The 20,181-nt window shown below is 70.6% G+C and carries 21 protein-coding genes and 1 pseudogene; 8 read left to right on the top strand and 14 right to left on the bottom strand.

The features are described from left to right. Positions 1-88 precede the first annotated feature (88 nt). From def to ACFU3E_RS19845, 8 genes are all read right to left on the bottom strand, one after another. Positions 89-739: a peptide deformylase gene (def, locus tag ACFU3E_RS19880; RefSeq protein WP_384159552.1), complete on the bottom strand. Its 651-nt coding sequence runs from the start codon at positions 737-739 to the stop codon at positions 89-91. 127 nt (positions 740-866) lie between these two features. Then, positions 867-1,847 carry a tetratricopeptide repeat protein gene (locus ACFU3E_RS19875; RefSeq protein ID WP_384159684.1) on the bottom strand — a complete coding sequence of 327 codons (981 nt, stop codon included), beginning with the start codon at positions 1,845-1,847 and terminating at the stop codon, positions 867-869. 117 nt (positions 1,848-1,964) lie between these two features. Next, entirely contained in the window at positions 1,965-3,212 is a 1,248-nt protein-coding gene (locus ACFU3E_RS19870) for an HD domain-containing protein (protein WP_384159549.1), read from the bottom strand. After that, the gene (locus ACFU3E_RS19865; protein WP_384159546.1) at positions 3,209-4,546 is read right to left on the bottom strand and encodes an HD-GYP domain-containing protein; all 1,338 of its coding nucleotides are present in this window, start codon (positions 4,544-4,546) and stop codon (positions 3,209-3,211) included. Before ACFU3E_RS19865 ends, ACFU3E_RS19870 begins: the two co-directional genes overlap by 4 nt. 152 nt (positions 4,547-4,698) lie before the next feature. Continuing rightward, entirely contained in the window at positions 4,699-5,010 is a 312-nt protein-coding gene (rsrA, locus tag ACFU3E_RS19860) for a mycothiol system anti-sigma-R factor (RefSeq protein WP_384159544.1), read from the bottom strand. Next, positions 5,007-5,693: an RNA polymerase sigma factor SigR gene (gene sigR, locus ACFU3E_RS19855; RefSeq protein WP_384159541.1), complete on the bottom strand. Its 687-nt coding sequence runs from the start codon at positions 5,691-5,693 to the stop codon at positions 5,007-5,009. The genes rsrA and sigR overlap by 4 nt, the downstream gene beginning before the upstream one ends. A gap of 310 nt (positions 5,694-6,003) precedes the next feature. Then, a complete protein-coding gene (locus ACFU3E_RS19850) occupies positions 6,004-6,633 on the bottom strand; it encodes an alpha/beta family hydrolase (RefSeq protein WP_384159681.1) in 630 nt (209 codons plus the stop codon). A gap of 28 nt (positions 6,634-6,661) precedes the next feature. Continuing rightward, the gene (locus tag ACFU3E_RS19845; protein ID WP_384159538.1) at positions 6,662-7,477 is read right to left on the bottom strand and encodes an SOS response-associated peptidase; all 816 of its coding nucleotides are present in this window, start codon (positions 7,475-7,477) and stop codon (positions 6,662-6,664) included. A gap of 70 nt (positions 7,478-7,547) precedes the next feature. On the opposite strand from ACFU3E_RS19845, the gene ACFU3E_RS19840 reads away from it, so the two are divergent. The 4 genes from ACFU3E_RS19840 (at position 7,548) to ACFU3E_RS19825 (ending at position 11,180) form a co-directional block, all read left to right on the top strand. Then, positions 7,548-8,270: a M50 family metallopeptidase gene (locus ACFU3E_RS19840; protein ID WP_384159535.1), complete on the top strand. Its 723-nt coding sequence runs from the start codon at positions 7,548-7,550 to the stop codon at positions 8,268-8,270. A gap of 103 nt (positions 8,271-8,373) precedes the next feature. Then, on the top strand, positions 8,374-9,690 hold the full coding sequence (gene aroA / locus ACFU3E_RS19835; RefSeq protein ID WP_384159532.1) for a 3-phosphoshikimate 1-carboxyvinyltransferase: 1,317 nt from the start codon (positions 8,374-8,376) through the stop codon (positions 9,688-9,690). Positions 9,691-9,707: 17 nt separating this feature from the next. Beyond that, positions 9,708-10,718: a ribosome small subunit-dependent GTPase A gene (gene rsgA / locus ACFU3E_RS19830; RefSeq protein WP_384159529.1), complete on the top strand. Its 1,011-nt coding sequence runs from the start codon at positions 9,708-9,710 to the stop codon at positions 10,716-10,718. Positions 10,719-10,856: 138 nt separating this feature from the next. Next, positions 10,857-11,180: a DMT family transporter gene (locus ACFU3E_RS19825; protein ID WP_384159526.1), complete on the top strand. Its 324-nt coding sequence runs from the start codon at positions 10,857-10,859 to the stop codon at positions 11,178-11,180. Here the strand turns inward: ACFU3E_RS19825 and ACFU3E_RS19820 are convergent. From ACFU3E_RS19820 to ACFU3E_RS19805, 4 genes are all read right to left on the bottom strand, one after another. After that, on the bottom strand, positions 11,137-11,793 hold the full coding sequence (locus ACFU3E_RS19820) for a TetR/AcrR family transcriptional regulator (protein WP_384159523.1): 657 nt from the start codon (positions 11,791-11,793) through the stop codon (positions 11,137-11,139). The two genes, ACFU3E_RS19825 and ACFU3E_RS19820, sit on opposite strands and share 44 nt — an antisense overlap. A gap of 236 nt (positions 11,794-12,029) precedes the next feature. Next, positions 12,030-12,848 carry an ABC transporter permease gene (locus tag ACFU3E_RS19815; RefSeq protein ID WP_384159520.1) on the bottom strand — a complete coding sequence of 273 codons (819 nt, stop codon included), beginning with the start codon at positions 12,846-12,848 and terminating at the stop codon, positions 12,030-12,032. Next, on the bottom strand, positions 12,845-13,816 hold the full coding sequence (locus tag ACFU3E_RS19810) for an ATP-binding cassette domain-containing protein (protein ID WP_384159517.1): 972 nt from the start codon (positions 13,814-13,816) through the stop codon (positions 12,845-12,847). The genes ACFU3E_RS19815 and ACFU3E_RS19810 overlap by 4 nt, the downstream gene beginning before the upstream one ends. Before the next feature lie 32 nt (positions 13,817-13,848). After that, positions 13,849-14,520 carry a DUF4097 family beta strand repeat-containing protein gene (locus tag ACFU3E_RS19805; protein ID WP_384159514.1) on the bottom strand — a complete coding sequence of 224 codons (672 nt, stop codon included), beginning with the start codon at positions 14,518-14,520 and terminating at the stop codon, positions 13,849-13,851. Positions 14,521-14,742: 222 nt separating this feature from the next. Here ACFU3E_RS19805 and ACFU3E_RS19800 point away from each other — a divergent pair, with 222 nt between their 5' ends. The 3 genes from ACFU3E_RS19800 to ACFU3E_RS19790 all read left to right on the top strand — a co-directional run bounded on the left by ACFU3E_RS19800 (position 14,743) and on the right by ACFU3E_RS19790 (position 17,334). Continuing rightward, positions 14,743-15,489: a helix-turn-helix domain-containing protein gene (locus ACFU3E_RS19800; RefSeq protein WP_384159512.1), complete on the top strand. Its 747-nt coding sequence runs from the start codon at positions 14,743-14,745 to the stop codon at positions 15,487-15,489. 33 nt (positions 15,490-15,522) lie between these two features. Next, positions 15,523-16,323, top strand: a complete 801-nt coding sequence (gene hisN, locus ACFU3E_RS19795) for a histidinol-phosphatase (RefSeq protein WP_384159509.1) — start codon at positions 15,523-15,525, stop codon at positions 16,321-16,323. Between the two features lie 264 nt (positions 16,324-16,587). Continuing rightward, positions 16,588-17,334 (top strand): hypothetical protein, encoded by a 747-nt coding sequence (locus tag ACFU3E_RS19790; protein ID WP_384159506.1) that lies wholly within the window; start codon positions 16,588-16,590, stop codon positions 17,332-17,334. Positions 17,335-17,880: 546 nt separating this feature from the next. On the opposite strand, the pseudogene ACFU3E_RS19785 reads toward ACFU3E_RS19790, so the two are convergent. Next, positions 17,881-18,139 (bottom strand): annotated as a pseudogene (locus ACFU3E_RS19785) (ATP-binding protein); the annotation flags it as partial. A 111-nt stretch (positions 18,140-18,250) separates the two neighbouring features. On the opposite strand from ACFU3E_RS19785, the gene ACFU3E_RS19780 reads away from it, so the two are divergent. Next, positions 18,251-18,643, top strand: coding sequence for a cyclic nucleotide-binding/CBS domain-containing protein (locus ACFU3E_RS19780; protein WP_384159503.1), 393 nt, complete (start codon positions 18,251-18,253; stop codon positions 18,641-18,643). A gap of 70 nt (positions 18,644-18,713) precedes the next feature. On the opposite strand, the gene ACFU3E_RS19775 is transcribed toward ACFU3E_RS19780, so the two are convergent. Then, positions 18,714-20,165 carry a catalase gene (locus ACFU3E_RS19775; RefSeq protein WP_384159500.1) on the bottom strand — a complete coding sequence of 484 codons (1,452 nt, stop codon included), beginning with the start codon at positions 20,163-20,165 and terminating at the stop codon, positions 18,714-18,716. Positions 20,166-20,181 lie beyond the last annotated feature (16 nt).

Below are 20,181 nucleotides of genomic sequence, written 5' to 3'. Positions count from 1 at the left end.
CGACGGACAGGCGAACGACACAGTCGAACGGCGTCTGTTCGGGGTGGGACACCCGAACAGACGCCGTGCGCCTGGTGAGGCTGAGGTCTCAGTCGTTGGCCACCACGGGGTAGCGGGGCTCGTTCTCGGCCATCTGCCGCAGCGCGTCCTTGCGTTCGCGCTTGGAGAGCCGGTCGATGTACAGGTAGCCGTACAGGTGGTCCGTCTCGTGCTGCAAACACCGTGCGAAGTACCCGGTGCCGCGCACCCGGATCGGGGTGCCCTTCTCGTCCTGCCCGGTCACCTCGGCGTAGTCGGGCCGGGCGAGCGGCGCGTACGCGGTCGGCACCGACAGGCAGCCCTCGTTGCTGTCGTCCAGGCGGCGCTTCTCGGCGGGCAGTTCGACGAGCCTGGGGTTGCAGACGACGCCGGTGTGCCGGACACCCTCGTCGTCCGGGCAGTCGTAGACGAAGACCTTCGCGTCGACGCCGATCTGGTTGGCGGCGAGGCCCACGCCCTCGGCGGTGCGCTGGCTGGCGAACATGTCGGCGACGAGCTGCTGGAACTCGTCGCCGAAGTCGGTGACGTCCTTGCACTCCTTGTGCAGCACCGGGTTCCCGACCACGGTGATCGGCCGCGAGGTCCCGCGCTCCCGCCAGGCCGCCTCGCGCTCCTCGCAGTCCTCCGTGTCGATCACGTACCCCTCGTCATCGACGGGGAGCACGCCCGCGCGCTGCTGATCGGTGTCCTGCTGAGCCATGACGTTACGTACGCCTTCCTGAACAAATCCAAGCCGGGATGCTGATACAGGGTACGGGGCGCACGCCCCTTCAGGGGCGCGGGGAACTGCGCGAACGACCACGACGCAACCGCACCCGACAACGGCGCTAGCAGACCTCTTCCAAATCCCGCCAATCCCGAGAATCCGGACTGTCGGCCACCCACCCGTCCAGCACCCCCCGGACCAGCGAAGCCGGCGCGGCCAACCCGCACTCGCGCTCGGGAACCCACAGCTGCCCGTCCGTCCGGTGCCCCAGCGGCCCGGGATGCCCCGGCTCACTGTGATCATGCGGATCGAGATGCTCCCCGTCGCCCTCGTCCGACGGCATCCGGGACTCCGAACACATCCGGCACAGCAACCGCACCGAGGAGGACCAGTCCTCCGCGGCGAACCCGGCGTCCGCGGCCAGCTGCTCCAGCGCGTCCCGGTCCGACTCGGTCGCTGCCTCCAGCAGTACGACCCAGGTCGGCACGGGCGACGGCGCCCACAGCTCGATCTCGTCGAACACGGGGTACGTGTGCCCGGCGGCCGTGGTCCGCTCTCCGTGCGGCACCCCGTCGTGCAGCACGACCTCGCCCCAGCGCCGCCCCGACGAGGGCAGCGGAATGGACAGCACCTCGATCCGCGCGGGATCCAGCCGCCGCCCCCACACGACCTCGGCCTCCCCCTCAGGGGACAGCCGTACGGCCGCGCTGCCGAGGTCCATGCCGAGGGGCTCACCGGAGTCGTTGGCCGCCCCCGGCACCCGCAGCCCGTAGGCCTGCCAGGCGCGGCGGGCCAGCGGCCAGTCCTGGAGCGCGGTCGCGGCGATGCCGACGTTCCACCAGTCGGGCGCGCCGGTGTCCCGGTCGAGGAGCGCCACGGCCCTGAGTCCGGCCGCCCGCGCCTGCTCCCAGTCGTGCCGGAACTTGTGCAGGAGCGCGAGGTTGAACCAGGACTCGGAAAGCCAGGGCTCCAGATCGGCGGCACGTGTCAACAGTGCGCCCGCGTCCTCGTACCGGCCGTCGCCGATGAGGGTGAACGCCCGGTCTGTGGCCTGCCGCCAGGAGGCGGAGGGCCGGTGCCGTCCCTTGCCGAAGATCCTCACGATTCCCGCCTGCCAGTTCCGTGCGGTGGGCTGGCCGTAGCTGTGTTTCGAGCCCCCGGACACCTTCTCCTTCGCATCCAACCACGTACGGCCTCGAGGGCGCTCATTACCCATGGGTTACCCAGCCACGGGCAGGGTCAGACTGCTCCTTGCCAGTACCCGGGCCAGTGATTCCACCACCTCCGGGGCGTACGTCCCGGAGGTGGCGAGCCGGAGTTCCTCCAGCGCCGTCAGCGGCCCGCCGGGGCCTCCTTCCCGGGACTTCTCCTCGTACGCGTTCACGGCCCGGACGATTCGCGCGGCGAGCGGCTGCTCGGCGTAGGGGTCGGCCTGCCGCTCCACGACCACGGCCACCGCCTCGTCGACGCCCGTCTGCCGTACGACGGCTCCGCCGAGCAGGGCGATGCGCCGCTGCTCCGCGGCGGGCAGGGCGGCGGTGGCACCCGCCGGCACCGGGTCGACCAGGCTCAGCTGGCCGATGTCGTGCATGAGCGCGGCGTACTCCAGCACGGCCAGCTCGGGCTCGGTCAGCCCGAGGTCACGCCCCACCGCCCGGCTGATCGCGGCGACGCGCCGGGCGTGGCCGCAGGGGGTGTATCCGGCGACCTCGGTGGCCCGGGCGAGGGAGGCGATGGTCTGACGGTAGGTCGCGCGGACGGCCGCGTACCGGCGGAACGCCATCTGGGCGAGCAGCAGCGGCACGGAGAAGACGGGCAGCGCCCACAGCCCCACGACGGCGACGGCCAGCGCCATCACCGCCCCGGTGGCGATGACGGCGGACCCGATGCCGCACACGGCCCGCAGCTCGTCCCGCAGCACCGGCCCGAAGGGCCAGCCGGTGCGGGTGTGGGCCAGGGCGGCGGCGAGCACCGCCTCACACAGCGCGGTCAGCGACAGCAGCGCGAGCAGCAGCAGGGCGTAGGCGGGACCGCCCCAGTCGTCGAACATGCCCCGGTTGTACGGGGGCTGGAAGCACACGGCGACGAACCCGACGGTGAGCACGCGGCGCGTCAGGTGGTCGAGTGTGAGTCCCTGCCTGTGTGCGACGTGCGGAACGCTGCCGAGCAGCGAGGCGGCCAGCACGACGGCGACGACCTGGGCGGGGCCGTGCTGGGTGGCCCGCCCGCCGGCCTCCCCGAGCAGCGCGTAGGACAGGGCCGCAGCGGCCCCGAGCGGTGCCGGGTCCCGTACCTGCGCGCCGTTGCGCCGGGTGAGCTCGCCGACGGTGACGAGCACGCCGAAGGCGAGGGCGACCCGGCGGTCCTCGAGGCCGTGGTGGAGGGTGACGGCGAGGGACCCGGCGGCGAGGAGGGCGGCGCAGGCGTGGACGAGGGTGAGGAGCGGTGGCGGCCGGTACCCGCTCATCGATGTGCTCCCGGGCGGCTGGAGAGGGGGGCGCCGGGCGGGGGCACACGGGGCGGTCGGGTCTCCTCGTCGTCGGCGGTCACCGCGGGGTGCCACCCCGTCCGCCCGACGGCCTCGACGAGGGCCGCGACCATCACCGGGTCGAACTGGCTGCCCGCGCACCGCTCCAGCTCCGCCAGCGCCACGGCGACGGGCCGGGCCCTGCTGTAGCTGCGGGTGGAGGTCATGGCGTCGAAGGCGTCCGCGACCGCCACGACCCGTGCGGACTCCGGGATCTGACGGCCCACCAGCCCGTACGGGTAGCCGCTGCCGTCCAGCCGCTCGTGGTGGTGCAGCACGGCGGCGCGGGCCTCGCCGAGGAAGCCGATGCCGCGCACCATCTCGTGCCCGTACTCGGGGTGCAGCTCGATCACCCGTCGTTCCTCGGGCGTCAGCGGCCCGTCCTTCCTGAGCAGCCGGGTGGGTACGCCCAGTTTGCCCACGTCGTGCAGGATCCCGGCGAAGCGGAGCACTTCCACACGCTCGTCGGCCATGCCCAGCTCGCGCGCGATCATCATGGAGGCCTGCCCGACGCGCTCGCTGTGCCCGCGGGTGTACCCGTCCTTGATGTCGACGGCCTGGACCAGCGCCCGGATGGTCGCCTGATGGGCGGCGCGTTCCCGGTGGTACTGCGCGAAGGCCCACCACGACACGCACATGGGCAGCAGCACGAGCAGCGCGGCGACAGGTCCGTAGGGGCTGCGCCACAGAACGGCCATCATCAGCCCGGCGAGGCCGTGCACGGCGATCGGTGCGAGCGAGCGCGCCACCAGTCCCCGCCAGGCCCGCCGCACCGGCACCCGCTCCGCCACGGCCAGGATCCCGCCGTCGAGCAGCGCGAGCACCAGGCAGAACGCCAGCACGGCCGCTCCGGCCGGGCCGAGGGCGTACGGGACGTCGCCCGCGACGACCGCGTCCCGGCCGCCGAGCAGCCAGTGCACCTTGGCCGCGGCCCACACCCCGAGGACGAGCTGGGCGGCCCGCCAGATCCGCCGCAGTGCCACAGGCCGCTGCCCGGCCTGCGAGAGCAGCGCACCGGGCACGGCCACCAGCGCCGCGGCGGGTGCCGGCAGCAGGAAGGCACCGGCGAGCAGCACGGGGTAGAAGGTGCCGGCCGGATGGGAGATCCCCACGAACCGGGACCGGGCGACGCGCTCGCAGCCGGCGTACAGCGCGGCGAGCAGCGCGACCGCCCACCAGGGCGTGTGGATGCCCGGCAGCGGCAGCAGGCAGAGCAGCGCGGCAACGGCGGCACAGGCGATGTAGACACGTGCCCGTGCCGGTACCGCTTTCATGAGCCCCTCCCCCGGCCATGTCCGTCAGGCCCGGAGCCTAGGACGGCGGCAGGGGGTCCGCGGGTCGATAACCCGCGTATTAGCACGTTCGAGTGACGTGTTCGAGGGTGACTACCCGTTCAGAGGTGGGGTAGTTGAAAAGCGCAGGAGTGTCAGGACTCCGGGGACGTGGCGGGCGAGGCCGTGACGTCCTGCTCGGGGACGGCCTGGCCGGAGCGGATCAGCTCGATCCGCCCCATGACCTTGTCCCGCAGGTCGCCCGGCACGTCGTCGTGCCCGCAGCAGCGCTTGACGAGCTTCTTCACGGCCTGCTCGAGCCCGTACTTCTCGAGGCAGGGCGAGCACTCCTCGAAGTGGTGCTCGAACTTCACACAGTCCGAGTCCGGCATCTCCCGGTCGAGGAACTCGTAGAGATGATCGAGGATTTCGCTGCAATCCGTCTCGTGCGGCTCTCCGCAGCTCATGACCCCGAGCCTTTCGCTTCGTTCGACTCTCCGGCACCGGCCGGGACCATCCCGCGGTCACGGGCGTAGTCCTCCAGCATGCCGCGCAGCTGACGGCGGCCCCGGTGCAGCCGGGACATCACCGTACCGATGGGTGTCCCCATGATGTCGGCGATCTCCTTGTAGGCAAACCCCTCGACGTCCGCGAGATAGACGGCGATGCGGAACTCCTCGGGGATCGCCTGGAGCGCCTGCTTCACGTCCGAGTCGGGCAGGTGGTCGAGCGCCTGCGACTCCGCGGAGCGCAAGCCCGTCGACATGTGCGACTCGGCGCGGGCGAGCTGCCAGTCCTCGATCTCCTCGGCCGCGGAGCGCTGAGGCTCGCGCTGCTTCTTGCGGTACGAGTTGATGAAGGTGTTGGTGAGGATCCGGTACAGCCACGCCTTGAGGTTGGTGCCCTCGCGGAACTGGTGGAAGGACGCGTACGCCTTGGCGTACGTCTCCTGCACCAGGTCCTCGGCGTCGGCCGGGTTGCGCGTCATGCGCAGCGCGGCCGAGTACATCTGGTCGAGGAACTCCAGCGCGTCCCGTTCGAAGCGCGCACTGCGCTCCGCGGCCGTCTCCGCGCCCGCGCCGCCCTGGCCCTCGGGCTGCTCCGCCTGGCCGTCTTCGGTCCCTGCGTCGGTCCCAGTGACCGGACCCACCTCCTCGAGTGTTCTCGTGAGACCGAGACCGGTCTCACCCGAATCGGAGGATAGACGACGATCCGGTCCGCCCGCCGCCCGAACAGGGGCGGTCCTGGCCGCGTGCAGCACCGTCCAGTCCAGGTCGGCGCGGCTGCTGCGGCTCGAATCAGATTCTGCCGGGCGCAGCCCGTCCACGGGGTGGTGGCGGGTGACGGGCGGGCAGATGGTCGAACCCATGCGGCGGACTCCCTCTCCTACGACGTCGGTGCTGGTCTCCAGCACGTACGTCCCGCACAACAGTGACCGCCGCCCCGGCATTCCCGAAGCTTTACCCGAGTGACCCGGTCCACTCCACGACCGCGCCCGTGATGAGCGCCACGGCCTCGTCCTGCGAGATGTCCGCACGCTTGGGCACAGCGAACCCGTGATCTCCGTACGGAACCTCCACGAGTTCGTACGACCCCTCCGGGAACTCCTCCGGCTTCCCGAACGGGTCGTTGCCGCCCTGCACGACCAGGGTGGGCACCCCGGAGCCCAGCAGCTCCTCGGCGCGTGACTTCTCCGGCTTGCCCGGCGGGTGGAGCGGGAAGCTGAGCGCGAGCACGGCGTGGGCGCCCAGCCCGGTGGCGGTGCGGCAGGCCACCCGGGCCCCGGCACTGCGCCCACCGGAGACGACCGGCAGACCGGACCGGGCCAGCGCGGGCCAGATGCCGCGCCAGCCCGCGTCCAGGGTCTTCGGCGCCGGCGCCAGCTTCTTCCCGGCCACCCGCCAGGGCTGCTCCACCCGGGCCACGGTCACGCCGCGGGCGGGCAGGACCTCCGCCAGTGCCTTCAGGTCGCGGGCCTCGATACCGCCGCCCGCGCCGTGGCTGACGGCGAGGACCAGCCGGGCCTTCTTCGCCGTGTGCCAGGAGATGCGGGCGGTCCCGGCCTCGGTCTCGACGGTCTCGGTGGTCACGCCGGCCGCCTTCGTCACATTCGTCACGTCAGAAGAGTGTGCCCTCTTCGGGCCCTTCCAGCTCCTTCAGCAGCTCCGGTCCGTTGTTGCGGACGTTGCTGACTGCCGTGGCGACCGGGTAGGCCCGCATCAGCCCGGCGGGCGGCGGAGCGAGCAGCTCGCGCACGTCGTCGGCGTCCGTGCGGGACGGGTCCAGCCAGGCGTCCCAGCGGTCGGGGGTCAGCATCAGCGGCATCCGGGGGTGGATCTCGGCCAGCGCCCGCGGCCCGTCGGCCGGGGACACCGCGAGCGGGCTCCGCTCGGCCTCCGTGGTGATGACCGAGCACGTCACCCACCAGGCCTGCGGGTGGTCGTCCGGCAGCGTCCTGTCGCGCCAGAACTCGTACAGCCCGGCCATCGCGAAGACCGTCCCGTCCGCCGGTGTCACGAAGTAGGGCTGCTTGCGGGGCCGCTTCTTCTTGCCCTGGACCTCCAGCTCGCGCTCCTGGCCGCCGGTGACCCACTCGTAGTAGCCGTCGGCGGGCAGGATGCAGCGCCGGGAGGTGAAGGCACGGCGATAGGACGGCTTCTCGTGGACGGTCTCCGCCCTCGCGTTGATCATCCGGGCGCCGCCCTCGGGGGTCTTCGACCAGGACGGGACGAGTCCCCACTTCAACGTGCGCAGCTGCCGAACCGGCCGCGGGTCGTCGGCGTCTTTCAGGGGACGGTCCAGGACGGCGTAGACCTCTTTGGTGGGCGCCACGTTGTAGTCCGGCTCGAGGGTCTCCTCGGGCTCCCACTTCTCGACCTCAAAGATTCCTGCGAGATCCTCTGGCCTACGACTCGCTGAATACCGTCCGCACATACGTGCCACACTGCCAGGCCCACCCGTCACCCGACCACCACCCCTCGCCCACAGGGAGCCGACGCCTTACATGGACAGCACCGCAACCGCCTCGCTCGCCTCCCTCTGGGACGAGGTCTCCGGCACCCAGCCCGACCCCGACCTGTGGGTGGTGATCGCGACCCTGGGCGCCGCGCTCGCCGTGGTCGTCCCGCACGGCCTGTGGCGCATCTCCCGCAACGCCATCACCATCGCCCACGAGGGCGGCCACGGGCTCGTGGCCCTGCTGACCGGCCGCACCCTCACCGGCATACGGCTGCACTCCGACACCAGCGGCCTGACCGTCAGCCGCGGGAAGCCGCACGGCATCGGCATGATCCTCACCGCGGCCGCGGGCTACACGGCCCCTCCCCTGCTGGGCCTCGGCGGCGCGGCCCTGCTGGGCGCCGGCCGCATCACGCTCCTGCTGTGGGCCGCGACGGTCCTGCTGCTCGCCATGCTCGTGATGATCCGCAACGCCTACGGCGCCCTGACCATGCTCGTCACCGGCGGCCTGTTCGTGCTGGTGTCCTGGCTGGCCGGCCCGCAGGTCCAGGCGGCGTTCGCGTACGCGGTGGTGTGGTTCCTGCTCATCGGCGGAGTCCGCCCGGCCTTCGAACTCCAGGCGAAGCGGGCCCGGGGTGGAGCCGGGGACTCGGACGCCGACCAGCTGTCCCGGCTGACGCACGTGCCGGCGGGGCTGTGGTTCTTCCTGTTCCACGCGGTGTCCCTGTGCTCGCTGATCGGCGGGGGGCGCTGGATGCTGGAGACGTGACGGCCGGCCTGTGGGCCCCGCCGGGACGTTCGGCTCCACCGCGCGGGCGCGACCGGCCCCACGGCACCGCACTCGCACGACGGCCTGCTTATAAAGTGGGGCCATGGCCCCGAACACCGCAGACACCGCCCTCTGGCCCGCCCCGCACGCGAGCGGAGCCGTCGACGCGACGGTCCACGTGCCCGGGTCCAAGTCGGTCACCAACCGTGCCCTGGTCCTCGCCTCCCTCGCCTCCGAGCCGGGCTGGCTCCGCCGCCCCCTTCGCTCCCGCGACACCCTGCTGATGGCCGGCGCGCTGCGCGCCATGGGCATCGAGATCGAAGAGGGCGTCGGCCCCGACGGCACCGGCGAGGCCTGGCGGGTGCTCCCCACGGGGCTGCGAGGCCCGGCCACGGTCGACGTGGGCAACGCCGGCACGGTGATGCGGTTCCTGCCGCCGGTCGCCGCGCTCGCCGACGGCTCCGTCCGCTTCGACGGCGACCCCCGCTCCTACGAGCGTCCGCTGAACGGGGTCATCGACGCGCTGCGTCAGCTCGGCGCCCGGATCGACGACGACGGCCGCAGCGCCCTGCCGATGACCGTGCACGGCAGCGGTGCCCTGGACGGCGGGACGGTCTCCGTCGACGCCTCCTCCTCGTCACAGTTCGTGAGCGCCCTGCTGCTGTCCGGCCCGCGCTTCAACCAGGGCGTCGAGGTCCGCCACACCGGCGCCACGCTGCCCTCCATGCCGCACATCCGCATGACCGTCGACATGCTGCGCGCGGTCGGCGCCCAGGTCGACACGCCCGAGTCGGGCGGCGAGCCCAACGTCTGGCGGGTCTCGCCGGGCGCCCTGCTCGGCCGGGACCTGGTCATCGAGCCGGACCTGTCGAACGCCCAGCCGTTCCTGGCGGCGGCGCTGGTGACCGGCGGCAAGGTCGTCGTCCCGGACTGGCCCTCCCGTACCACCCAGCCCGGTGACCGGCTGCGCGAGATCTTCACCGAGATGGGCGGCTCCTGCGAACTGACCGAGTACGGGCTCGCGTTCACGGGCTCCGGCTCGGTCCACGGCATCGATGTCGACCTGAGCGAGGTCGGCGAGCTGACGCCGGGCATCGCGGCGGTCGCGGCCCTCGCGGACTCCCCGTCGACCCTGCGCGGCGTGGCCCATCTGCGCCTGCACGAGACAGACCGGCTGGCGGCGCTGACCAAGGAGATCAACGAGCTCGGCGGTGACGTGACCGAGACCGCCGACGGACTGCACATCCGCCCGCGCCGGCTGCACGGCGGGATCTTCCACACCTACGACGACCACCGCATGGCCACGGCCGGCGCGATCATCGGCCTCGCGGTGGAGGGCGTGCAGATCGAGAACGTGGCGACGACGGCCAAGACACTGCCCGGCTTCCCCGACCTGTGGACCGGGATGCTCGGGGCGTAGGACGCGGGGATCAGGTCATGCGCCGCTACGGCAAGCACACCGACGAGGACGACATCCGCACCCGCCCGGGCCGCCGGAACACCCGCCCCCGGACGAACATCCGGCCCAAGCACGAGGACGCCGCCGAGGGCCTGGTCCTCACCGTCGACCGGGGCCGCCTCACCTGCCTCGTCGGGGACCGTGTGGTCCTGGCGATGAAGGCCCGCGAGCTGGGCCGCAAAGCCGCCGTGGTCGGCGATCGTGTGGCCCTCGTGGGTGACATGTCAGGCAAGAAGGACACCCTCGCCCGGATCGTCCGCATCGAGCAGCGGACCTCGGTCCTGCGCCGCACGGCGGACGACGACGATCCGTACGAGCGCGTGGTCGTGGCCAACGCCGACCAGCTGGCGGTCGTCACCGCCCTGGCCGACCCGGAGCCCCGCCCCCGCCTGATCGACCGCTGCCTGGTCGCGGCCTACGCCGGCGGCCTGGCTCCGTTGCTGGTCCTGACCAAGTCGGACCTCGCCCCGCCCGACAAGCTGCTGGAGCTGTACGGCCACCTCGACATCCCCTACGTCGTCACCAGCCGCGAGGAACTGCAGAACGGCACCGCCGTCGCCCGTGTGCGCGAGCAGCTCGACGGCAAGATCACCGCGTTCGTCGGCCACTCCGGGGTCGGCAAGACGACCCTGGTCAACGCGCTGGTGCCGGAGGAGCGGCGGCGTACGACCGGGCATGTGAACGCGGTGACGGGCCGCGGCCGGCACACCACCACCTCGGCGCTGGCGCTGCCGCTGTCGGACAGCGACGGCTGGGTGATCGACACCCCGGGCCTGCGGTCCTTCGGCCTGCACCACGTCGATCCGTCCCGGGTCATCCACGCCTTCCCCGACCTGGAGCCGGGCACCGAGGGCTGCCCCCGTGCGTGCAGCCACGACGAGCCGGACTGCGCGCTGGACGCGTGGGTGGCCGAGGGGCACGCGGATCCGGCGCGGCTGTACTCGCTGCGGCGGCTGCTGGCCACGCGCGAGCGCAAGGAAGGCGACTGACCTCCGCGTTGTTTGTCATGGCGTGCGGACGGTAAGTGCATAATCGCACCCAAGCCGGATGCAAGCCTGGCCACATCCTGACGAGCGCGATGAAATCGATGAAGCGGTCACTGAACGTGGGATACGGGAGGACGACTCATGGCGTGGCTGCTGGTGGTCGTGGCCGGGTTGCTCGAGACCGGCTTCGCCGTGTGTCTGAAGCTGTCGCACGGCTTCACCCGGCTCTGGCCGACGGTCGCGTTCTGCATCTTCGCCCTCGGCAGCTTCGGGCTGCTGACCCTGTCACTGAAGAAACTCGACGTCGGCCCGGCCTACGCGGTATGGACCGGCATCGGCGCGGCGGGCACGGCGATCTACGGCATGATCTTCCTCGGCGACCTGGTGTCGACGCTGAAGATCGTGTCGATCAGTCTCGTCATCATCGGCGTGGTGGGGCTGCAGTTGTCGGGGTCAACGCACTGATGGTCTGTGCCCCTGCCTGCCGGTGAAGGGCGCTGCGGACCAGGTCGGCGACGCCGCCCTCGCCGGGTGGTGCGGCCACGCACGACAGGGCGAGCCGGACAGCGAGTTCGCAGGAGCGGGCCAGGTCGGCGGTGTCGGACCGGGGCGTGCCGGGGGCTGCCAGGAGGGTGACGGCCCGGTCGCGGACGAGGGCCACGAAGTCGCCGGGTGAGGGCAGTGGCCCGTCGGCACGCCGCTGGGCCGGTACGGCGGAGGTGGACGGCACGGCCGTCAGGGCCGGGGCGGGCAGCCGCTCACTCCAGCAGCCGGTGAGCATGGCGCGGACGAGCACGTTGCCCCGGGCCGCCGAAGTGGTCCACTCGGCGGTGGCGGTGAGCCGGTCACGCGGATCGCTGTGCCCGGCGAGAGCGCGGTCCACTCCTGCGAGATATCCGTCGGCCTCTCTCCTCACGAGCGCCCGGGCGAGGCCGTCCTTGCTGCCGAACTCGTTGTACAGCGTCTGCCGGGACACTCCGGCCGCCGCGGCCACGTCCACCATCCGTACGCCGGACCACGGCCGGCGCACCAGCGCCGTGTAGGCGGCGTCCAGCAGAGATTCCCGCGCTGCAGGCATCTTCGCCTCCCCTTGGGGCGAGCGGTCTGCGCCCCAGGTTTGACGCGCGTGGGACCACTGTCAAGGGTTCGCGGGCGCGTGCGGGGGCGCGTTTCGGCCTTGTCGCGCGGTGCGTTGGCCTGCCTGCCGGGGCCTTGCCCCGTGCAGACGAACGGGCGGCGCACGCCGACGGGATGCCGGTGTACGCCGCCCTGGGGTGGGACGTTGGCGGGAGGTGGCCCGCGTGGTCACGACGGTCACTTCGGGGCGTCGTCGAACTTCGAGGTCGACCAGAAGTAGCCGAGCACCGCGAGCCCCAGGCACCAGGCGAGGGCGAGCCATCCGTGGTGGCCGATCTCGGTGCCGAGCAGCAGGCCGCGCAGGGTTTCGATGGCGGGGGTGAACGGCTGGTACTCGGCGATCGGCTGGAACCAGCCCGGCATCGCGTCGAGCGGGACGAAGGTGCTGGACAGCAGCGGCAGCAGGATCAGGGGCATCGCGTTGTTGCCGGCGGCCTCGGCGTTCGGGCTGACCAGGCCCATGCCGACCGCGATCCAGGTGAGCGCGGTGGCGAAGAGCACGAGCAGTCCGAAGGCCGCGAGCCACTCCAGGACGGTGGCGTCGGTGGAGCGGAAGCCGATGGCCACGCCGACGGCACCGACGAGCACCACGCTGACGACCGCCTGCAGCACGCTGCCGATGACGTGCCCGATGAGCACCGACCCGCGGTGGATCGCCATGGTGCGGAAGCGGGCGATGATGCCCTCGGTCATGTCGTTGGAGACGGAGACCGCGGTCCCGATCGTGGTGCTGCCGACGGTCATCAGTAGCAGGCCCGGGACGACGAAGGCGATGTAGGCGGAGCGATCCGGACCACCGCCGCCGATGCCCGCGCTCATGGTGTCACCGAAGATGTAGACGAACAGCAGCAACAGCATGATCGGGGTGAGCAGCAGGTTCAGGGTGAGGGACGGGTAGCGGCGGGCGTGCAGCAGGTTGCGGCGCAGCATCGTGGCCGAGTCGCGCACGGCGAGGGAGATCCGGGGCGGGCGGGCGGAGGCCAGGGGGGTACTCATCGGGCGGTCTCCTTGGTCTGGTTGGGCCGGTTCGGCTGGTCGGTGCTGCCGGTCAGGGCGAAGAACACGTCGTCGAGGTCGGGGGTGTGGACGGTCAGCTCGTCCGCCTCGACACCGGCCGAGTCGAGCCGGTCGAGGATGGAGCGCAGTTCGCGCTGGCTGCCGTCGCTGGGGATCCGCAGGGCGAGGGACTCGTCGTCCCGGGTGACCTCGCGCAGGGAGGCGGCGGCGTTGCGGTAGGCGGCCGGGTCGGTGAAGCGGAGTTGGACGTGCCCGCCGGGGATGAGGCGCTTCAGCTCGTCGGCGCTGCCTTCGGCGGCGATGACGCCGTCGTGGAGGACTGCGATGCGGTCGGCGAGTTCGTCGGCCTCCTCCAGGTACTGGGTGGTGAGGAAGACGGTGACGCCGCCGGTGACCAGCTCGCGGATGATTCCCCACATGGTGTGGCGGGCTCGGGGGTCGAGGCCGGTGGTGGGTTCGTCGAGGAAGATGATCCGCGGACTGCCGACCAGGGTCATGGCGATGTCGAGGCGGCGTTTCATGCCGCCGGAGTAGGTGGAGGCCGGCTTCTTCGCGGCGTCGGTGAGATCGAAGCGCTCCAGCAGTTCGGCGGCCACCCGGCGTCCCTCGCGCCTGGACAGGTGGTTCAGATCCGCCATGAGGAGCATGTTCTCCTCGCCGGTGATCAGGCCGTCGACGGCGGAGAACTGACCGGTGACTCCGATCGCGGCGCGGATGGCCTGCGGGTCGGTGGCGAGGTCGTGGCCACCGACCCGGACCTCGCCGCCGGCGGGGTCCGGGGAGACGAGAGTGGAGAGGATCTTGACGACGGTGGTCTTGCCGGCGCCGTTCGGGCCGAGCAGGGAGAAGATCGTTCCAGTCGGGACGGCCAGGTCGACACCGTCGAGGACGGTCTTGTCGCCGTAGGACTTCCGCAGCCCGTTCGCCGCGATGGCCAGGTCGGTCATGAGGGGTGCTCCTTCGGAGGGGCAGCGGGCTGCTACAGGCTGCGGGCGGTGATGTCGCCGTGGGCGGTGGTCGCGTGGATGGTCAGGCCGGCGGCGGCGCCGTCGGCGTTGTTGAGCGTGTTGTGGATGCGGCCGTAGCCGGTGCCGGCGTCCAGGGCGGCGGAGACGCCGTGGGCGGCGCCGACGGAGATGTCGCCCTGCTCGGTGCGCAGTGCGAGGGCGCCGCCTACGGCCTCGGTGATGCGGAGGTCGCCCTTCTGGGTGCTGATCTGCGCGGGGCCGTCCACGCGGCCGACCGAGATGTCGCCGGCGAGCAGGGTGAGGCGTGCGCTGCCGGTCTCGTCGAGCTTGACCGAGCCCTGGGCTGCCTCGAAGGCGACGTCGCCGAGCCGTCCGACGCCGCGGAGCTCGGCGGCGGCCGCCTTCGCCTCGACGCGGGAGCCGGCGGGCAGCTGGACGGTCACCTCGACGGATCCGGAGTGGCCGAGGATCCCGTGCTTCGCCGCCGGGGCCTCGATGCGCAGGACGCCGTTGTCGTAGGCGATCCGGATCTGCTCCGCGGCCTTCACGTCGCGGCTCTTCGAGGCGTCGGCGGGCAGGACCTCGACCGCGGTGTCGGACCGGTCTGCGGCGATGAACCGGATGCGTCCGGCGGGGATGTCGAGGACGGCCGAGACGGGGGCGGGGCTGTCGAACTTCTGCATCGTGCTCTCCTTCGATCTGTTGTTCGCGACGATGGAAAAGCTACGTTGCATTCACCATCCCGGCAACAATCGCGTTGCACGTAACATCGATATTCGCAGCTCAAAGCCTTGAAATCATTGCAATGACCATGACGCCTAACGCAACAACCTCACTCATCGCGTTGCAATGAGCTGAAGCTGAACGCTATGCTGCGGCCATCACGCATCACGAAGGAGGCCGCGATGCCGGGAGGCAGGCTCACTCAGCAGGAGCGCCAGCAGATCGCACTGGGGCTGGCCGACGGCCTCGCCTACGCGGAGATCGCCCGGCGTCTCGACCGCCCCACCTCGACGATCACCCGCGAGGTCATGCGCAACGGCGGCCCGACGGCCTACCGCGCCGACCTGGCCCATCGCGCCACGGAACACCGCACCCGCCGCAGGCAGGCCGCACAACGGGCCCCGAAGACTCCCCCGCAGACCGACGAGCGGGACGTCGAGGCCATACGCGAGTACGAGGAGACGTTCACCACCGTGCTCATGGGGTCCGGCATGCCCAAGATGATGTCCCGGGTGATGGCCTGCCTCTGCATGACCGACTCGGGCAGCCTCACCGCGGCCGAACTCGCCCAGCGCCTCCAGGTCAGCCCGGCGTCCGTCTCCAAGGCGGTCGCGTTCCTCGACAGCCAGGGCTTCGTCCGCCGGGAGGCGGACGCAGGCCGCCGCGAGCGCTACGTCGTCGACGACGACGTCTGGTACCAGTCGATGCTGGCCAGCGCGCAGGCCATCGCCCAGGTCGTCGGGATCGCGCGGCAGGGCGTCGGCGTCCTCGGCCCCGGCACCCCGGCCGCCGCCCGCCTCGAGAACGTCGCCCGCTTCCTCGACTTCGTCTCCGAGAGCACCGCCCGCGCCGCGGAGCAGGCACGCGACATCCTCCACACTCAGCCCGAGACGGCTTCCGGCTCCCCCACCCCCACAGGTCCCCTGTAGCCCCACCCCCACCTCGGCAGATAGGTTCGTGGCATGCCCGACTACCTCGACGACCTGCGTCTCGCCCACGTCCTCGCCGACGCCGCCGACGCCGCGACGACGGACCGGTTCAAGGCCCTCGACCTCAAGGTCGAGACCAAACCGGACATGACCCCGGTGAGCGAGGCGGACAAGGCCGCAGAGGAACTCATCCGCGGTCACCTCCAGCGCGCCCGCCCCAGAGACGCGATCCTCGGCGAGGAGTACGGCGTCGAGGGCACCGGCCCCCGCCGCTGGGTGATCGACCCGATCGACGGCACCAAGAACTACGTACGCGGCGTACCCGTCTGGGCCACGCTCATCTCACTGATGGAGGCCGGCGAGGAAGGCTTCCAGCCCGTCGTCGGCGTCGTCTCCGCCCCCGCCCTCGGGCGCCGCTGGTGGGCCGCGAAGGGCCATGGCGCATTCTCGGGCCGCAGCCTCACCAAGGCCTCCCGGCTGCAGGTCTCCCGCGTCTCCAAACTCTCCGACGCCTCCTTGGCGTACTCCTCGCTCAGCGGCTGGGAGGAACAGGGCCGCCTGGACGGCTTCCTGGACCTGACCCGAGAGGTGTGGCGCACGCGCGCGTACGGCGACTTCTGGCCGTACATGATGGTCGCGGAGGGCGCCGTCGACATGTGCGCGGAGCCGGAGCTGTCCCTGTGGGACATGGCTGCCACCGCCATCGTCGTCACCGAGGCCGGCGGTACGTTCACCGGCCTCGACGCCCGCCCTGGCCCCCACAGCGGCAACGCTGCCGCGTCGAACGGCCTGCTGCACGACGAACTGCTCGGATATCTCAACCAGCGCTACTGAAGCCGATCACGGCCTGACCTGCAAGTTCCCTCCTCTCGCCTGTCTCCTGGGCCGTCATAGGGCCGTCATCAGCGTCAGCGCAGCAATGGCGACCTGTGAACCGTCGACCGGCGGTCACAGCGCTAGCGACGCGTGAATATCAGGCGGAGGCCGGAGTGCTTCGTTCGGCGTAAACCTTGTTTGCACTCATGCACACCTGGGGTATTCACGGGTCTTGATGAACGGAACCTCTCACTTCCTATCGGCTCAGCGCGGTGCAATCCCATGAACACGGAGCTGATCGTGGCGACCGTTTCCGGGGCTGTTGCCCTGGTGAGCGCGGCCTACAGCTCCCAAGCGAACAGAAGGAATTCACTACTCGCAAGCGACCTGGAGAGACAGGAGGTCGAGCACCACCGCGCTTTGGAGCGACAGGACGCCATGAGTCATTTTCGCGACCCGCTGCTCTGGGCCGCCTTCGATTTCCAGTCTCGCCTCTTCAACATTATCAAGGGAGGGTTTCTGCGAATCTACTTCACTGAATCCCATGACCGTCAGTACGCAGTCCGCAGCACTCTACATGTGCTGGCCGAGTACCTCGGATGGGTTGAGATCCTCCGGCGCCGCATCTATTTTCTTGATCTCGGCAACCAAGAAGCCAATCGTCAAGTGGTAGCACTACTTACCGGCATTGGCACCATCCTGAACAGCGACAGCTACCCAGATCGGCACTTCCATCTGCTTCGTAGCAACCAGAGAGCCATCGGAGAGCTTGTCTTAAGAGATGGCGAAGAAACTTGCATGGGATATGCAGAGTTCTCCGCGAGGCTGGAATCGGACTCAGAGTTCTCCGCCTGGTTCGCGCGCCTTTCCGACAGCATCGCCGAACTTGCTGTACTTCCGGGACGACACCCACGCCTGGTAGACCTGCAAGTTGCCTTGATGGACTTGATTGACTTCCTTGACCCGGAGCAAGAACGCTTCCCTCAGAAGCGCCGCTACAGAACCACTATTGACGGCCAACTGTACTGACCAGCCAGCCATATCGCGCGATTACGACGCTGACAGCGATCAGCAACGAGAGGCGACGGCGGTGCTGCGATTCCCCCCTCTCTTCTCCCCTCGCTGGCCGCACGCCGCCACCGAGACAGCACTCTCAAGCGTCCTCAGCTACAGCTTTCCTGGCCTAACCCATGTGCTCTCTACGGCCTGCCGCATGGGTATGTTCTTGACCTTCGAGCCGTCCTCAACGCGCGATTCCCCGCTTCCCGGGTCCGCTTCTCGCTGCTCGGCATGAGGTGCGTGCGGTCCGCAGGGTGAAACCCGGATCGTGGTGCCCCACGCACTCCGACAGGGCCTTGATGCTCTCGCCGGCGTCCAGCAGCACGGACGCGTAGGAGTGCCGTAGCGCGTGCATCCCGTTCATTCGGCAACGCGGGATACCCGCCGCCCCAAGAGCAGGACGCCATGCCTTCTCGTTGAGGACGGTGCGGGTCACGAAGCGCGCTTCGGCGTTGAGGAAGAGCAGGGCCGCCGCGACCGCCGGACCGTCGACCGACCGCCACGGCAGCGAAACCGCAGTGGGCAACGGGGCGGGGACGGGCACGGACGGTCCGAGGCAGCCGATGAGCCATGCGATGGCCAGGCACTCGGTCTCGACACCTGCGAAGTTGCACAGCCTCAACAGGAGGTCGATTCCCTTGCCGTCGGTGTCCTTGACGGGCAGGGGCAGTTCGCCGGTGAACCGGATGCGGCGCCAGCACACTTCGCACCGGTCGGGGATGGCGATGCCCCAGCCGGTGGGTGGGTGCGGACTGAGCCCCCCGTTGTTACCGAGCGCCCCCTTGTTGACCCTCCCTTTGCCTGCCACTCTGAGAGTCCCCCCTGCTTGTGAATTTGTGAAGCGCTGAACAAACGGCGGGGACACTCCCAGGAGGTGGCTCCATACATGCTCGTCAGTGACGCCATGAGCACGGTCGTCCTCACCATCGGCCCGACCCATACCCTGCGCCAGGCCGCAGCCCTGATGTCCGCACGCAAGGTGGGCGCGGCGGTGGTCCACGACCCCGACGCCGGCGGCATCGGCATCCTCACCGAACGCGACATCCTCAACTCCGTGGGCCTGGGCCAGGACCCGGACACCGAACGCGCCCACGCCCACACCACCACCGACGTCGTGTTCGCCGCTCCGGCCTGGACCCTGGAGGAGGCGGCGAGCGCCATGGCACACGGCGGCTTCCGGCACCTCATCGTGCTGGACGGTGGCGAACCCACCGGCATCGTCTCGGTCCGCGACATCATCCGCTGCTGGGCGCCGGCGCGGCAGCAGGTTCCGGCGTAACCACACGGACGGGCCGGGCCCCGAAAGGGACCCGGCCCGTCCACTACCGCAAGCGGTCCAGTGCTGGAGTTCAGCCGCGCAGGGCCTGGACCGCGGACTCCAGCCGCTTGCCGTAGTCTCCGTCGGCCCGACGGAAGTTGTCGATCGCACGCTCGACGATGTCGTCGCGCGAGACCTTGGCGATGAAGCCCGCCAGATTGGCGATCAGGCGCTCCTTCTCGTCCTCGCTCATCAGGCGGTAGAGGTTGCCCGCCTGGACGAAGTCGTCGTCCTCGGCATGGACCGGGGCCGGGTGGTTGCCCGTCGCGCCGCTGACGGCCGTGGCGGACCACAGCGGACGGTCCGTCTGGAACGGACCGCCGAAGCTGTTCGGCTCGTAGTTCTTCGCGCCGCCGTGACGGCCGTCGTAGAGGTATCCGTCACGGGAGTTGGTGCGCGCCACGGTGGCGTGCGGGCGGTTCACCGGCAGGTGGTCGGCGTTGCTGCCGACGCGGTAGCGGTGGGCGTCGCCGTAGGCGAAGAGTCGGCCCTGGAGCATCTTGTCCGGGGACGGGCCGATGCCCGGCACGAAGTGGGCGGGGCTGAAGATCGACTGCTCGACTTCGGCGAAGACGTTCTCCGGGTTGCGGTTGAGCTCCAGCTTGCCGATCTCGACGACCGGGTAGTCCGCGTGCGGCCAGACCTTGGTCAGGTCGAACGGGTTGAAGCGGTACGTCGCCGCCTCGGCCACCGGCATGATCTGCACGCCGACGGTCCACGTCGGGTACTCGCCGCGCTCGATGGCCTGGCGCAGGTCGCGCTGGTGGGAGTCGGGGTCCTCACCGGCGAGCCGCGCGGCAGCCTCGGCGGTCAGATTCCTGATGCCCTGGTCCGTCTTGAAGTGGTACTTCACCCAGAAGGCCTCACCTGCCTCGTTGCTCCACTGGAAGGTGTGCGAGCCGAAACCGTCCATGTGGCGGTACGAGGCGGGGATGCCGCGGTCGCCGAACAGCCAGGTCACCTGATGCGTGGACTCGGGCGACAGGCTCCAGAAGTCCCAGACGTTGTCCGCCTCCGTCGAACCGGTGTACGGGTCGCGCTTCTGGGTGTGAATGAAGTCCGGGAACTTGACGGCGTCCTTGATGAAGAACACCGGGGTGTTGTTGCCGACGAGGTCGTAGTTGCCTTCCTCGGTGTAGCACTTCAGCGCGAAACCGCGCGGGTCGCGAACGGCGTCCGCCGCGCCCAGGTTGCCGGCCACCGTCGAGAAGCGCAGGAAGACCTCGGTCTGCTTGCCGGCCTCGGAGAGGAACGCGGCGCGCGTGTACGGGGTGACGTCGGCGGTCACCGTGAAGGTGCCGTACGCACCCGCGCCACGGGCGTGCACCACGCGCTCCGGGATGCGCTCACGGTTGAAGTGGGCCAGCTTCTCCAGCAGGAGCTGGTCCTGGACGAGCACCGGGCCGCCGACGCCCGCGGTCTCGCTGTTCTGGTTGTCGGCGACCGGGGCCCCGGTCTCCGTCGTGAGCGGTCCCTGCGTCACGTGCGCCTCCTGCACC

This window comes from Streptomyces sp. NPDC057424, assembly GCF_042803315.1.
Classification (GTDB): domain Bacteria; phylum Actinomycetota; class Actinomycetes; order Streptomycetales; family Streptomycetaceae; genus Streptomyces.
The sequence above is the reverse complement of the archived record's forward strand: the minus strand, read 5'-3'. Positions and strand labels throughout refer to the sequence as shown.

What these genes read in the sequence shown, in the direction of transcription:
- def (WP_384159552.1), bottom strand. Translation starts at nt 739, where the DNA reads ATGGCTCAGCAGGACACCGATCAGCAGCGCGCGGGCGTGCTCCCCGTC.
- ACFU3E_RS19870 (WP_384159549.1), bottom strand. Translation starts at nt 3,212, where the DNA reads ATGAGCGGGTACCGGCCGCCACCGCTCCTCACCCTCGTCCACGCCTGC.
- ACFU3E_RS19865 (WP_384159546.1), bottom strand. Translation starts at nt 4,546, where the DNA reads ATGAAAGCGGTACCGGCACGGGCACGTGTCTACATCGCCTGTGCCGCC.
- rsrA (WP_384159544.1), bottom strand. Translation starts at nt 5,010, where the DNA reads ATGAGCTGCGGAGAGCCGCACGAGACGGATTGCAGCGAAATCCTCGAT.
- ACFU3E_RS19845 (WP_384159538.1), bottom strand. Translation starts at nt 7,477, where the DNA reads ATGTGCGGACGGTATTCAGCGAGTCGTAGGCCAGAGGATCTCGCAGGA.
- ACFU3E_RS19840 (WP_384159535.1), top strand. Translation starts at nt 7,548, where the DNA reads ATGGACAGCACCGCAACCGCCTCGCTCGCCTCCCTCTGGGACGAGGTC.
- aroA (WP_384159532.1), top strand. Translation starts at nt 8,374, where the DNA reads ATGGCCCCGAACACCGCAGACACCGCCCTCTGGCCCGCCCCGCACGCG.
- rsgA (WP_384159529.1), top strand. Translation starts at nt 9,708, where the DNA reads ATGCGCCGCTACGGCAAGCACACCGACGAGGACGACATCCGCACCCGC.
- ACFU3E_RS19825 (WP_384159526.1), top strand. Translation starts at nt 10,857, where the DNA reads ATGGCGTGGCTGCTGGTGGTCGTGGCCGGGTTGCTCGAGACCGGCTTC.
- ACFU3E_RS19820 (WP_384159523.1), bottom strand. Translation starts at nt 11,793, where the DNA reads ATGCCTGCAGCGCGGGAATCTCTGCTGGACGCCGCCTACACGGCGCTG.
- ACFU3E_RS19815 (WP_384159520.1), bottom strand. Translation starts at nt 12,848, where the DNA reads ATGAGTACCCCCCTGGCCTCCGCCCGCCCGCCCCGGATCTCCCTCGCC.
- ACFU3E_RS19810 (WP_384159517.1), bottom strand. Translation starts at nt 13,816, where the DNA reads ATGACCGACCTGGCCATCGCGGCGAACGGGCTGCGGAAGTCCTACGGC.
- ACFU3E_RS19805 (WP_384159514.1), bottom strand. Translation starts at nt 14,520, where the DNA reads ATGCAGAAGTTCGACAGCCCCGCCCCCGTCTCGGCCGTCCTCGACATC.
- ACFU3E_RS19800 (WP_384159512.1), top strand. Translation starts at nt 14,743, where the DNA reads ATGCCGGGAGGCAGGCTCACTCAGCAGGAGCGCCAGCAGATCGCACTG.
- hisN (WP_384159509.1), top strand. Translation starts at nt 15,523, where the DNA reads ATGCCCGACTACCTCGACGACCTGCGTCTCGCCCACGTCCTCGCCGAC.
- ACFU3E_RS19790 (WP_384159506.1), top strand. Translation starts at nt 16,588, where the DNA reads ATGAACACGGAGCTGATCGTGGCGACCGTTTCCGGGGCTGTTGCCCTG.
- ACFU3E_RS19780 (WP_384159503.1), top strand. Translation starts at nt 18,251, where the DNA reads ATGCTCGTCAGTGACGCCATGAGCACGGTCGTCCTCACCATCGGCCCG.